At 50.7% G+C, this 13,319-nt stretch carries 10 protein-coding genes; 3 read left to right on the top strand and 7 right to left on the bottom strand.

What is annotated here, in order from left to right:
• Positions 1 to 36: 36 nt before the first annotated feature.
• The 5 genes from P1P86_02375 to P1P86_02355 form a co-directional block, all read right to left on the bottom strand.
• A complete protein-coding gene (locus P1P86_02375; protein ID MDF1574021.1) occupies positions 37 to 1,821 on the bottom strand; it encodes an acyl-CoA dehydrogenase family protein in 1,785 nt (594 codons plus the stop codon).
• Between the two features lie 21 nt (positions 1,822 to 1,842).
• Positions 1,843 to 3,930, bottom strand: a complete 2,088-nt coding sequence (locus P1P86_02370) for a heterodisulfide reductase-related iron-sulfur binding cluster (GenBank protein ID MDF1574020.1) — start codon at positions 3,928 to 3,930, stop codon at positions 1,843 to 1,845.
• Positions 3,931 to 3,949: 19 nt separating this feature from the next.
• Entirely contained in the window at positions 3,950 to 4,918 is a 969-nt protein-coding gene (locus P1P86_02365) for an electron transfer flavoprotein subunit alpha/FixB family protein (GenBank protein ID MDF1574019.1), read from the bottom strand.
• Between the two features lie 39 nt (positions 4,919 to 4,957).
• Complete coding sequence (locus P1P86_02360; protein MDF1574018.1) at positions 4,958 to 5,707, bottom strand: hypothetical protein; 750 nt, start codon at positions 5,705 to 5,707, stop codon at positions 4,958 to 4,960.
• A gap of 99 nt (positions 5,708 to 5,806) precedes the next feature.
• Positions 5,807 to 6,502, bottom strand: a complete 696-nt coding sequence (locus P1P86_02355; GenBank protein ID MDF1574017.1) for a Crp/Fnr family transcriptional regulator — start codon at positions 6,500 to 6,502, stop codon at positions 5,807 to 5,809.
• 166 nt (positions 6,503 to 6,668) lie between these two features.
• Here P1P86_02355 and P1P86_02350 point away from each other — a divergent pair, with 166 nt between their 5' ends.
• The 3 genes from P1P86_02350 (at position 6,669) to P1P86_02340 (ending at position 8,493) form a co-directional block, all read left to right on the top strand.
• Positions 6,669 to 7,037 (top strand): thioredoxin family protein, encoded by a 369-nt coding sequence (locus tag P1P86_02350; GenBank protein MDF1574016.1) that lies wholly within the window; start codon positions 6,669 to 6,671, stop codon positions 7,035 to 7,037.
• A 2-nt stretch (positions 7,038 to 7,039) separates the two neighbouring features.
• The gene (locus tag P1P86_02345; protein ID MDF1574015.1) at positions 7,040 to 7,996 is read left to right on the top strand and encodes an FAD-dependent oxidoreductase; all 957 of its coding nucleotides are present in this window, start codon (positions 7,040 to 7,042) and stop codon (positions 7,994 to 7,996) included.
• Positions 7,997 to 8,064: 68 nt separating this feature from the next.
• Complete coding sequence (locus tag P1P86_02340; protein ID MDF1574014.1) at positions 8,065 to 8,493, top strand: OsmC family protein; 429 nt, start codon at positions 8,065 to 8,067, stop codon at positions 8,491 to 8,493.
• 123 nt (positions 8,494 to 8,616) lie between these two features.
• On the opposite strand, the gene P1P86_02335 is transcribed toward P1P86_02340, so the two are convergent.
• A complete protein-coding gene (locus P1P86_02335; GenBank protein MDF1574013.1) occupies positions 8,617 to 8,934 on the bottom strand; it encodes a DUF3467 domain-containing protein in 318 nt (105 codons plus the stop codon).
• A gap of 11 nt (positions 8,935 to 8,945) precedes the next feature.
• Positions 8,946 to 13,268, bottom strand: coding sequence for a DNA-directed RNA polymerase subunit beta' (gene rpoC / locus P1P86_02330; GenBank protein ID MDF1574012.1), 4,323 nt, complete (start codon positions 13,266 to 13,268; stop codon positions 8,946 to 8,948).
• Positions 13,269 to 13,319 lie beyond the last annotated feature (51 nt).

The following is a 13,319-nucleotide window of genomic DNA, read 5'->3' as shown; positions in this document are numbered from 1 at the left end:
ATATTATAAGAATCGGGCGATTCGATGATTCAGAAATTAGAAACAGTAATGGTTCTCTTCTATCAAACGGTCGGCAATCCTTCTGCGCGCTTCCTTTACATTCACAGCTGCCACCTTGGTAAAGCAGGATATCCCTTTCTCCAGAAGCTCAGCTGCTTCACCCTCTGCAAAAGAGTTGGCCGAGTCCCTGGCATATTTCATGATGCGGGCAGCAACGTCGTAAACAAATACGTCAGCCATATCCCGGTAAAGTGCCATTTCACCCTCCCCCTTCAGGGATTCCATCTTCTTCAGGCGAAGCACCACCGATTCCGCTGCATAGGTCTGGATAATACAGTCTGAGATATTGCTGAGCACTTCCTGCTCATGTACAAGCTGGCGGCCAAAAGCATCTGAAGCCGATTTAAGCAGCATCAGCACCACTTTCTTGAAATTGGCCACATAGTGATCCTTCTCCTCAAAATAAGACCCGGCCGGCGCGGGAGCCCCTTTGAGTCCCTTCACCTCCTGCAAGGCCTGCTCTCCCAATTCGAAAACAGGAAGCACCTTTTTGGCGCCTTTCTTCAGAATGTTGTCCACCAGGAGGAGGCGGTTGATTTCATTGGTTCCCTCAAAGATCCGGTTGATCCTGGAGTCGCGGTATCCCTTGTCGATCATCATCTCTGCAGAGAAACCCATGCCTCCGTGGATCTGTACCCCCTCATCCACGATATAGTCCAGCGATTCGGATCCGAAGACTTTCATGGCTGCTGCTTCCACGGCGAAATGGTTAAAGGCCTCCATGGTACTGCGCCCCTTGTCGTCCCCATGGGCCACATAATATTCGATGGCATCATCCAGGGCTTGGCTGGCACGGTACACCGAACTCTCCGTGGCAAAGGTGCGGATCACCTGTTCGGCCAGTTTATGCTTAATGGCTCCAAACTGAGAGATCAGGCTGTTAAACTGCTTTCGTTCGTTGGCATATCCCACCGACTGGTCTACAGCCATCTTGGCGGAGCCAATTACATTGGCCCCCAGCTTGATCCGTCCCATATGCAGGATGTTCAGGGCAATCCGGAAGCCCTCACCACGTTTACCCAGCAGATTCTCTACCGGCACCTTCACATCATTAAAAAAGATCTGCCGGGTCGATGATCCCTTGATCCCCATCTTCTTTTCCTCGGGATTAAAGGTGATCCCTTCAAAATTGCGTTCCAGGATAAAGGCACTCAGTACCCGATCGTTATCAATTTTGGCAAATACAGTAAATACATCCGCGAACCCGGCGTTGGTAATCCACATCTTGGCCCCGTTCAGAATGTAATGCGTCCCGTCTTCTGACAGAATTGCCTTGGTGGTTCCGGAGTTGGCATCCGATCCGGCCCCCGGCTCGGTCAGGCAGTACGCCCCCACCTTTTCTCCTGTGGCCAGCTGCGGAATGTAACGGGCACGCTGCTCCTCATTGCCATAATACAGAATGGGCAGGGTCCCGATCCCCGTGTGACAGGAATAAGCCACGGCATAGGAATAACCGGCTCCCATAACCTCGCTGGCATACATGGTGGTAATAAAATTCTGCCCGAATCCTTCATACTCCTCGGGAATGGCAATGCCAAGCAATCCCAATTCACCGCTCTTCTCGATCAGACTCCTCATAAGACCTTCCTCCTGGGCGTCAATGCGATCCGCCACTGGAAATACCTCTGCGTTCAAAAAATCCTTGCAGGACTCCCCGATCATTCGCTGCTCTTCGTCGAGCTCTTCAGGAATAAACACATCGGCTGGACTGGTCTCTTTCACCAAAAATTCACCGCCGGTAATTAGTCTTTTCTCTTCCATTAGTTATTTGCTTAATAGTTATTATAATCCAAGATTCCGGGCTACCAGCTCAGCAATGTCATAATTACTGATCTCTTCCTCTTTGTTCTTATACTTCAGTCCGTCGGTCATCATCACCATACAATAAGGGCAAGCCGTGGCGATGATATTGGCACCGGTCTCCAGTGCATCTTCGGTCCGCTCCATGAATACTTCCTTCTGCCCTTTTTCAGCCTCCTTGAACATCTGTCCGCCACCGGCACCACAGCAGAGTGCAAAACTCTTGTTCCGCTTCATTTCCACGGTTGTTCCCAGAGCCTCCAGCAGCTCACGCGGAGCCCTGTACTCCCCGTTGGCACGCCCCAGATAACAGGGGTCGTGATAGGTTATCGTCTTTCCGGCCAGCGAGCCTCCGTTCAGAGATAATTTTCCATCCTTCATCAGGTCACGCAAGAACTGGGAATGATGAAAAACTTCATATTCCCCTCCCAGTTCCGGATACTCATTCTTCAGGGTATTGTAGGCATGTGGATCGCAGGTGATGATTTTCTTCACCTCGTATCCGTTCAGGATCTCCATGTTCATCAAAGCCTGCATCTGGAAAAGCATTTCATTCCCTGCCCGTCGGGCCACATCTCCACTGGAGGACTCTTCCGCCCCCAGAGTGGCATAGGAGATTCCCAGGTGGTTCAGAATCCTGGCAAAGGCCACACTCACCTGCTTGTAACGGTCGTCAAAGGCACCGGCACTGCCCACCCAAAGCAGGTATTCAGGCTGTTCACCCCTGGCCATCAAATCGGCCATCAGCGGCACCTCCACTTTTCCTTCGGCCCATAACACACGATCCTCCGGGGAGAACTGCCAGGGGGCACCGTTATTCTCAATATTGGAGAAGATGGCATTCAATTCGCCAGGTGCGGCCGACTCCTCCATAACCAGGTAACGCCGCATTCCAAGAATGATGGACGGATGATTGATATTAATGGGACACTCCTGGGCACAGGCATTACACAAGGTACAGGCCCAGAGTTCCTCTTCCGAAATATAATCCCTGAGCAGGGTGCGGTTGTCAGAGTACTCTTTCCCCTTCCTGATCAGACCCGGACCTTTCTCTTTCATCCGGGCCCTGACATCCATGATGATCTTCCGCGGCGACAGCATTTTCCCGGTGATATTGGCCGGACAAACCGCTGTACACCGGCCGCATTCGGTGCAGGCCAGGGAATCAAAGTAATTTTTCCAGCTTACGTCCTCCACATCCAGAATCCCGAAACGCTCCGGAACCTCTTCCTCAGCTTCGGCACCCTCCGGGGGGGAAGCAAAGGCCTGGCCGGGATCCATCATGATCTTCACCTCCCTGGTAATGCTTTCCATGGTATCCACTTTTCCAAGGGGTTCCAGCCTGCTCAGAAAAACATTGGGAACAGACATAAAAACGTGAAAATGCTTGGAATAGGGAAGGTAGTTGGCAAACACAAAGATCAGTCCGATATGGGCCCACCAGTTCAACTGGTGCCAGAATTCGTTCTGATCCCCGGCGTCGATCCATCCTGCCAGCACCTTACTTACCGGAAATAATCCTGCCACCTCGTGACCTGCATGGGTGGCCGACTGGATATAGAAGGTATTCATACCCAGCAGGGATACCATCAGTAGCAGGATCATGGTCAGAGCCACATTGGCATCCAGGTGCGAGATATGCTTCATTTCAATTCCCGAGAATCGCTTCACATGCAGAAAAACGCGCCGGAAAAGAAAAACCAGGATGGCCAGGGCAATGATCAGGGCAAAAATATCGCCAGAGGCCATGATAAAATTATAAAAGCCTCCCAGGAAGGAGAGTACCCGTTCGGTTCCGGCAAGGCCGTCAATAAGCATCTCGATGCTCCCGATCAGGATGACCAGGAAGCCCCAGAATACCAGAGCATGCAAGAGACCCATTAGCGGACGGCGGAAAATTTTGGTCTGGCCGACGGCCACCTCCATCATCACCCCGAACCTTCGTCCGAGCTGCTTAACCGGAAAGCCCTTCCGGGTATGCCTGAAATAAGCGATGTATCTGCGCAGTGTAAAAGCAAAAACCAGCAGCGTAAGTACCAGTACAAGCAGGAAGATAAGCTGTTTGTCCATAGAAGAGGGATTAAGTAAACTACTGAGCCCTGGCAGCCCGGATCTCACTGATCAGTTCGGGAAGCACTTTAAGGGCATCACCGACAATCCCGTAATCGGCTGCCTCGAATATCGGGGCATCCTTGTCAGTGTTCACCGCCACAATGCATTTGGAAGAACTGACTCCAGCCAGATGTTGAATGGCACCGGAGATCCCAAAAGCCATGTAGAGGTTAGGGGCAATGATTTTCCCGGTCTGCCCGGTATGCTCTGAATGTGGTCTCCACCCCTCGTCCGAGACCGGACGGGAGCAGGCAGTGGCTCCTTCCAGCAGGGTGGCCAGTTCTTCAATGGGCGCCCAGTTATCCGGTGATTTCATCCCCCGGCCACCTGAAATAACCACATCGGCATCGCTCAGCAACAGTTTCCCTTCCTGCTTCTGTACATCCTGGATGGAAGTAGCAGCGGCAGCCACATCCACATCCGGATCAAAGGCTTCCACGGTGGCAGTCCCACCTGTTTCACAAATCTCAAAAGAATTCTGAGACAGGGTCAGGATCGCCTTATCCGTAAGGATCTCAACCTTGGCAAAGGCTTTCCCGCTGTATACTTTTTTATTCACTACCAGGGGACCGGCAGACTCAGGTACCGCAATCACCGCTGCAGCCAGTCCGGCCTTCAGCTTCACAGAGAGACGGGGCGCAAGAGCCTTGCCCGTATTGTTATGCGCAAGCACCAGTATCCTGGCTCCGCACTTCTCCATGGCAGCAGCAATGATGGAGGTGTAGACCTGGTTATCGAGTCCGGATGGAGCTGCATCCGCACTCAATACCAGGGAGGCCCCATAGTTGCCCAGGGTCGACAGTTCATCCTGGTCCACGGATCCGATGGAGAGAGCAGTTACATCGCCCCCAGCCAAAGCGGCCACAGTTTTCGCATAGGATACCAATTCATAAGAGAGTTTCTTGAATTTTCCATCCCAGTTTTCTGTATAAACTAATACTGACATATAATTTAGCTTAGTGCGTTAATAAGTTAATATAAAGGATCAAAGAACTTTAGCCTCATTCTGAAGAAGATGGACCAGTTCTTTCACATTATCCGCATCCACCATCCTGCAGGGGGCTTTCGGTTCCGGCATGGCAAAAGACTTATAAGCAGTAAATGTTTCTGCCTCCACTGCAGGGACCACCTGTAAAGGCTTTTTCCTGGCCATCATGATCCCGCGCATGGCAGCGATCCGTGGTTCCCTGGCAATGCCCTTCTGAACAACAGCCACAAAGGGGGCAGGAACACTTACCTCCTCTTTGCCTCCATCGATATCCCGGGAAAGGACTACCTTATCGCCTGCAAATTTCAGTCCGGATACGGCCGAAACTGAAGGAATACCCAGGATCTCCGAGATCATTCCTCCGACGGCCGAGCCGTTATAGTCGCTGGACTCGATTCCGCAAAGGATCGCGCCATAATCGCCATTGGCCGCAACTGCTGCCAGTTGAGCTGCCACATAATGTGCATCAGAAGAATTTGCATCTACGCGGATGGCGTCGTCGGCTCCAATGGCCAGCGTTTTTCGAAGGGTGGGTTCCACCAGGGCGGACCCAACGCTTACCACACTTACTCCGGATACCGGATTGGAGGCATCTTCCTTCAGCTCCATGGCCCTGGTCAGTGCCAGTTCATCCCAGGGATTGATAATCCACTGAACCCCGCTGTCATCAAAGCTGGTGAGATCGGTCGAAAACTTCACCTTGGTGGTGGTATCCGGTACATTACTTATACAAACGAGAATACGCATATGAATCTGATTTTAAGTCCTGACAAATATAAAAGAATTCTAAAAACGGCACATAGAAACAAGGTTATCTAAAATCAATACAAAAAGGCCACGATCCTGCTAAGCGGTAGCACTGATTACTCCCAGCCGTTCCGGATCGCTGATGAGAATGTTCTTATTCTCGAGGACCAGGATTCCCTCCTTTTCAAACTCCTTCAGAAACTTAATCACACTCTCCACCGAAATAGAAGCAAAATCGGCAATATCCTGCCTTGAAAGGTAAGTAAAAACCTCTTCCCCCAGGAAGTTTTCCGAGTTGAGGTAGAGCAGCGCAGTGGCCAGCTTTCCACGCATCTGTTTATAGGAAAGGCTTGCCACCAGCTCCATCAGGTGTTTCTCCGAATGGTAGTTTTTGGAGGTGATCCGAAAACCGAATTCGGGATTGGTTTGCAGGAGCTTCCTCAGGCTCTCTTTATCTATCATCAGCAATTCAGCGTCTTTCATTGCTACTGCCGAGTAGGTATAGGTCCGTTCTCCAAACAGAGAGGAAAATGCCAGAAAGTCACCGCTTTTTGAGATCCACAGGTTCTGTACCCTGTTCCGGCCGGTCTGGAGGTAGACCCTGATTAATCCCGATTGGATAAAGAGTACATGCGGGGCAAAGGCCCCCTGTTTAAATACAGTTTCCCCTTTCAGATAGGTGATCTGTGTCCGGTTTTCGCTGAGAGACTCCAGATCTTCCCTGGAAATCAGCTGAAAACAGTCCGGTTCATTCTTCCGTTTACCACCATTCCGGTGATGATTCTGATCTGCCATCTGTCTGTTTCTGCCCCTTTCTCAAAAAACAATCCAAAGATAGTTGAAAAATAATAGCAAAAAAGCTATCAAATCCCCGTATCCAATATGCTGAGACTTCCGGGCAAAAACAGGATCTTTGCACCGTCGAAACGACATAAATAATTAATCAAAAAAAACAGGAAAAATGAAAATGTTACACACCAATTTACACGAGATAGAGACTGCAGCAGAACTGGAAAAGATGATAGCTGAGAACGAGAATGTGATGGTTTGCTGCGGCCGCATGGGTCCCATGTGTATCCCCGTATATGATGTGATGGAGGAACTTGAGGAGGAGCGTAGCGATGTGAAGTTCGCCGTGATGGCCTTCGATTCTCCCGAAGCAGGCATCATCCGTAATGACGAGGCCTGCCGCGGATTTATGGGTCTTCCCTTTACCATGTATTATAAAAACGGAAAAGTAGCAAAAGCAACCAGCAGCATCCAGAACATGCAGCAGGTGACTGCCATCCTGGATGAACAATTCAGCACCTCAACGGTGGAAAAAGCTTAAGCATGAGAGAGGAAGAGATTTTTGATGTGATTATAGTCGGTGGTGGGGCTGCAGGCCTCACCGCCGGCATTTACAGTTCACGGGCCCGTCTCTCCACCCTGATCCTGAACGAGGGCGCGATTGGCGGACAGATGGTGCTCACTGATGAGATTGCCAACTACCCGGGGGTTGAAAAAACCAATGGTTACCTGCTCGCCTCTACCATGAAGAAGCAGGCCAAAGAGTTTGGATGCAAGATCAAATCCAACCTGAAAATCCATAGCTACGATCTGGAAGGCGATATCAAACGCCTGGTCCTGGAAAACGGCACGGAATTCCGTTCCCGAAGCGTGATCCTGACCCCCGGAGGCAGACCAAGGCCCCTGCACCTGCCCGGTGAAGAGGAATTCAAGGGGAGCGGCATCTCCTACTGTGCCACCTGTGATGGAGAATTTTTCACCGGAAAAGAAGTGATCGTCGTTGGCGGAGGCAACTCGGCGCTGGAAGAGGCTGTTGCGCTTACCACTTTTGCCAAAAAAGTAACCATCGTGCATCAGTTTGATCATTTCCAGGCTTTTAGGCATGCTGTTGAACAGGCTGAATCGAATCCTAAGATCGAATTCATGATGGAGTCGGAACTGCGTTCCTTCTCGGGGAACGGGGTCCTGCAGGAGATAAGTATGGAACATCTGCCCACGGGGAAAACCTCCACCATGAATATTGACGGGGTCTTTATTTTTGCCGGATACATACCCAATACCAGCGACCTGGAAGGGATCATCCCGCTGAACGATCGAAAAGAGATCCTGGTGGAACAGGAAATGAAGACCGGTTTGCCCGGAGTATTCGCCGCAGGCGATTGCATCCAGAAAAAATACAGGCAGGTCACCACGGCCGTGGCCGACGGAACCATCGCTTCGCTAAGTGCAGCGGAGTATCTCAGGTCATCGAAAGAAATTCTCTCGGAGCTGAAGATATAAAGAGCTTTATATACCCCAAATTTACCCTATATTAGCGGGTAGGGTAATATTTTAAAAACAGATTGAACATGGCAGTGAAAGAAAAAGAAGTTGTTAGCACAAAGTGGCTCGAGAATATGTCCTTTGAATCGGAGATCAACGGACACAAAGTAATGATTGATGCCAAAGTGGAAGTAGGCGGGCAGGACAAAGGTCCGCGCCCCAAACCACTGATGCTGGCAGCTCTGGGGGGGTGCACCGCTATGGATGTGATATCCATCCTGGCAAAAATGAGGGTGGAACTGAAAAGCCTGAATGTGATCGTGGAAGGTGATTTAACAGATGAGCACCCCAAGCACTTCCATAAAATGCATGTGATTTATGAGATAGAGGGAGATAATCTTCCCATGGATAAGATCGAAAAGGCAGTCAGGCTTTCTGAGGAAAAGTACTGCGGTGTAAGTGTCGTTTACCGAAAGGTTATGGAAATCACCTCCGAGATCCGCATCAAGGAATAAGCAGCTTCCTGTTCAAACCCGAATAATCAAGACCACCTGTGCCTCAGCCAGGTGGCTTTTTTATACAAAAAGGCCATCCCTCCCGGAACAGCCTTCTGGAAATCAATAGCTAATTCAGATAAATCAGGCCTGCCCGGTCGGCCCCCCGAAATTCATCGGCATAATGGGACCGCCCGGTTCGATGTTCTTCACCTTCCCATGGGCCTTCTCATACTTCTCCACATTGTCCTGAAGGGCCTTGAGCAGTCGTTTGGCATGTTCCGGGGTCAGGATCACCCTGGACTTCACCTCGGCCTTGGGTACCCCCGGCATCACCCTCACAAAGTCCAGAACAAACTCGGACGCAGAATGGGTAATGATGGCCAGGTTGGAGTAAGTGCCCTGGGCAACATCCTCCTTCAACTCAATGTTGATCTGGTTCTTTTTGGCTTTATCTTCCATCTGATATGTACTTACTGCTTCACAGATTCTTTCACTTTTGTCTCTTCAGGGTTTTCGCTCTCAACGATACCGGATGTGAGTCGTTCATACTCTTCCTTGGAACCTACCACCAGGTTGTTATAGATCCTGGATCCGGTTCCAGCCGGGATCTGGTGACCTACAATCACATTCTCCTTCAGTCCGTCGAGGATATCCACTTTTCCAAAAATGGCAGCTTCGTTCAGCACCTTGGTAGTCTCCTGGAAGGAGGCAGCGGAGATGAAACTATTGGTCTGCAGGGCAGCTTTTGTGATCCCCTGGAGTACCTGCGATGAGGTGGCAGGAACCGCATCCCTGGCTTCGATCAGTTTCAGGTCTTTCCGCTTTAACACAGAGTTATCGTCCCTCAATTTCCGGGCAGTAATAATCATGCCGGGAATGTATTCCTGAGAGTCCCCGGCTTCCACAACTACTTTCTTGCCGTAGATCCAGTCGTTCTCATCCATGAAATCATGCTTGTCCACCACCTGCTTTTCCAGGAATTTGGTATCGCCCGGATCCACGATCTCTACTTTACGCATCATCTGACGGACAATGATCTCAAAGTGTTTATCATTGATCTTCACCCCCTGCATCCGGTATACCTCCTGAACTTCGTTCACGATATACTCCTGGACCTTGGTAGGCCCTTTAATGGCCAGGATATCGGCTGGCGTAATGGCTCCGTCAGATAGCGGAATCCCGGCCCTGACGTAATCATTCTCCTGTACCAGGATCTGTTTGGACAGCGGAACCAGGTATTTCTTCACTTCTCCGGCCTTGGAGGTAATGACAATCTCACGGTTACCACGTTTGATCTTACCAAATTCGACCTCCCCGTCGATCTCCGAAACCACAGCAGGATTGGAAGGATTCCTGGCTTCAAAGAGCTCGGTCACCCGTGGCAGTCCACCGGTGATATCCCCGGATTTCCCAACCGCTCTCGGTATCTTCACCAGAACCTCACCGGCGGCCACTTTATCTCCTTCGTTTACCGCAATATGCGCTCCAACCGGAAGGTTGTAGTTCTTCACCAGTTCCCCTTTGCTGTCAAGAATTCTGATCAGCGGGTTCTTGGTGCGGTCGCGGCTCTCGACGATCACCTTCTCCTTGAAACCGGTCTGCTCATCCGATTCATCCCTGAAGGTGATTCCCTCAATGACATTATCAAAGCTTACCTTACCGGCAGCTTCACTGATAATCAACGCATTATATGGATCCCATTCACACATCAGGTCTCCCTTCTTCACTTCGGCTCCATCCTTTGTATAAAGCTTGGATCCGTAAGGAATGGTATGTGTGGTTAATGCAATTCTGGTGTTTTTATCCAGTACGCGAAGTTCCGCCAGTCGACCGATCACGATTTCCATCTTGTTTCCGGTCTCCGGATTCTTGGAGCTTACCGTACGCAGTTCTTCAATCTCCACGATGCCATCATACTTGGAAATCACGTTGGATTCCGAGGTGATGTTGGAAGCGGTACCCCCAACGTGGAAGGTCCGGAGGGTAAGCTGTGTACCGGGCTCTCCAATGGACTGTGCAGCGATCACACCGGTGGCTTCACCCATCTGTACCATCTTACCGATAGCCAGGTTTCGACCGTAACATTTGGCGCATACCCCTTTCTTGGATTCGCAGGTCAGTACGGAACGAATCTCCACCTGTTCGATGGGCGACTCTTCGATAACGCTTGCAATCTCTTCGGTAATCTCTTCTCCGGAAGCAATTACGAGTTCACCCGTAAGGGGATGGTATACATCATGTACGGTGGTCCGTCCCAGGATCCTCTCGTACAGGGTTTCCACAACTTCCTCATTTTTCTTAATCGCGGAAGCTACCAGTCCGCGCAAGGTTCCGCAATCGGGTTCCTGGATTATGACATCCTGGCTTACATCCACCAGGCGACGGGTCAGATAACCGGCATCGGCGGTCTTGAGGGCCGTATCGGCAAGACCCTTACGGGCACCGTGAGTGGAGATGAAGTACTCCAGAACCGAAAGCCCCTCCTTGAAGTTGGAGAGAATCGGGTTTTCAATAATCTCGGAACCGGTCGAACCGCTTTTCTGGGGCTTGGCCATCAGACCACGCATACCGGAAAGCTGGCGAATCTGCTCCTTGGATCCCCTTGCACCCGAGTCCAGCATCATATAAACCGGGTTGAATCCCTGCTTATCCGAACTCAGCTGATTCATCAGTAACTGGGTCAGACGGGCATTGGTGTGGGTCCACACGTCGATGATCTGGTTGTATCGTTCGTTGTTGGTAATCACACCCATGTTGTAACTGGCCACCACCTCATCCACCTGTGCGTATCCATCTTTCACGAAGGTCTCTTTCTCGGCGGGAATGATCACATCATCCAGATTAAAGGAGAGTCCCCCTTTAAAGGCCATACCGTAACCCAGGTTCTTGATATTATCCAGGAACTTGGCGGTTTTGGCGGTACCGGTGATCTTCAGAACACGTCCGATGATATCACGAAGTGATTTCTTGGTCAGGAGTTCATTGATAAATCCGATCTCCCGGGGAACAAACTCATTAAAAAGGACACGTCCCACTGTAGTCTCGATCAGTTCGGTCTGTCCATTCTCAGACCCCGGTTTAGGGATCCTTACCTTAATAACCGCGTGCAGGTCGGCACGTTTCTCATTGTAGGCAATGATCACCTCTTCAGCCGAATAGAAGATCATATTCTCGCCCTTAACCGGCTCTTCTTCGGTCGACCGTTTTGCTTTTGTAATGTAATAGAGTCCCAGTACCATGTCCTGCGAAGGAACCGCAATGGGGGCTCCGTTGGCAGGGTTCAGGATATTGTGAGAAGCAAGCATCAGGATCTGTGCCTCCAGAACAGCAGCATTTCCAAGCGGAAGATGCACCGCCATCTGGTCCCCGTCAAAGTCAGCGTTAAAGGCTGTACACACCAGAGGGTGCAGCTGAATGGCCTTCCCTTCGATCAGTTTTGGCTGGAAGGCCTGGATACCCAGCCTGTGAAGCGTTGGTGCCCGGTTCAACAGTACCGGGTGTCCTTTTAATACATTCTCCAGGATATCCCATACCACAGGATCCTTGCGGTCCACAATCTTCTTGGCCGACTTCACCGTCTTCACAATCCCGCGCTCAATCAGCTTGCGGATGATAAATGGCTTATAGAGTTCTGCAGCCATATCTTTAGGCAGTCCGCATTCGTGCAGTTGCAACTCAGGTCCAACCACAATCACCGAACGGGCCGAGTAGTCGACCCGCTTTCCAAGCAGGTTCTGACGAAAACGTCCCTGCTTTCCTTTCAGACTGTCGGAAAGAGATTTAAGCGGTCTGTTGGCATCGGTCTTCACTGCATTGGCTTTCCTCGAATTATCGAACAGAGAGTCCACGGCTTCCTGCAGCATCCTTTTCTCATTACGGAGAATCACTTCAGGAGCCTTAATCTCGATCAGACGCTTTAAACGGTTGTTGCGGATGATCACCCTGCGATAAAGATCGTTCAGATCGGAGGTGGCAAATCGGCCCCCGTCGAGCGGAACCAGGGGCCTCAATTCCGGCGGTATGACAGGAACCACCTTGACGATCATCCATTCCGGACGATTCACCCCCTTGGAGGCACGGAAGGCCTCCACCACCTGCAGCCTCTTAAGCGCTTCATTCTTCCTCTGCTGGGAAGTTTCAGTACTGGCTTTGTGCCTCAGGGAGTAAGACAGTTCATCCAGGTTCAGCCGTCCCAGCAACTGGTGCAGACCTTCGGCACCCATGCCGGCAATGAATTTATCCGGATGGTCATCCTCCAGCACCTGGTTCTCCTTGGGCAGACTGGCCAGGATATCCAGGTACTCATCTTCGGTCAGGAAGTCGAGGTAGTTGACTCCGTCGGCCATCTTGATCCCCGGATTAATCACCACGTAGCGTTCATAATAAATGATGGAATCCAGCTTCTTAGTAGGAAGTCCCAGCAGGTAGCCGATCTTGTTTGGAAGGGAACGGAAATACCAGATATGAGCCACCGGTACTACCAGTGAAATGTGACCCATTCGCTCACGGCGCACCTTTTTCTCGGTTACCTCCACCCCGCAACGGTCGCATACGATCCCCTTATAACGGATCCGCTTATATTTACCACAATGACACTCGTAGTCTTTTACCGGACCAAAAATCCGTTCGCAGAACAAGCCATCCCTTTCCGGCTTATAGGTCCGGTAGTTGATGGTCTCAGGCTTGAGGACTTCCCCGCTGGATCTCTCCAGGATCTCCTCGGGAGATGCCAATCCAATGGAAATCTTATTGAAATTGCTGCTTTTTACTTTGGTGTCTTTCCTGAATGACATATAATGTTGTATTAATACGTTTCTAAAACTAATTCTGACCGGGCTACGGCC

The sequence above is a fragment of the Bacteroidales bacterium genome (assembly GCA_029210725.1).
GTDB lineage: Bacteria > Bacteroidota > Bacteroidia > Bacteroidales.
This window is presented reverse-complemented; position numbering and strand designations above follow the sequence as displayed.

Bases quoted from the DNA above. Each gene is read 5' to 3' on its own strand.
- P1P86_02375 (MDF1574021.1), bottom strand. From the start codon at position 1,821: ATGGAAGAGAAAAGACTAATTACCGGCGGTGAATTTTTGGTGAAAGAG.
- P1P86_02370 (MDF1574020.1), bottom strand. From the start codon at position 3,930: ATGGACAAACAGCTTATCTTCCTGCTTGTACTGGTACTTACGCTGCTG.
- P1P86_02365 (MDF1574019.1), bottom strand. From the start codon at position 4,918: ATGTCAGTATTAGTTTATACAGAAAACTGGGATGGAAAATTCAAGAAA.
- P1P86_02360 (MDF1574018.1), bottom strand. From the start codon at position 5,707: ATGCGTATTCTCGTTTGTATAAGTAATGTACCGGATACCACCACCAAG.
- P1P86_02355 (MDF1574017.1), bottom strand. From the start codon at position 6,502: ATGGCAGATCAGAATCATCACCGGAATGGTGGTAAACGGAAGAATGAA.
- P1P86_02350 (MDF1574016.1), top strand. From the start codon at position 6,669: ATGAAAATGTTACACACCAATTTACACGAGATAGAGACTGCAGCAGAA.
- P1P86_02345 (MDF1574015.1), top strand. From the start codon at position 7,040: ATGAGAGAGGAAGAGATTTTTGATGTGATTATAGTCGGTGGTGGGGCT.
- P1P86_02340 (MDF1574014.1), top strand. From the start codon at position 8,065: ATGGCAGTGAAAGAAAAAGAAGTTGTTAGCACAAAGTGGCTCGAGAAT.
- P1P86_02335 (MDF1574013.1), bottom strand. From the start codon at position 8,934: ATGGAAGATAAAGCCAAAAAGAACCAGATCAACATTGAGTTGAAGGAG.
- rpoC (MDF1574012.1), bottom strand. From the start codon at position 13,268: ATGTCATTCAGGAAAGACACCAAAGTAAAAAGCAGCAATTTCAATAAG.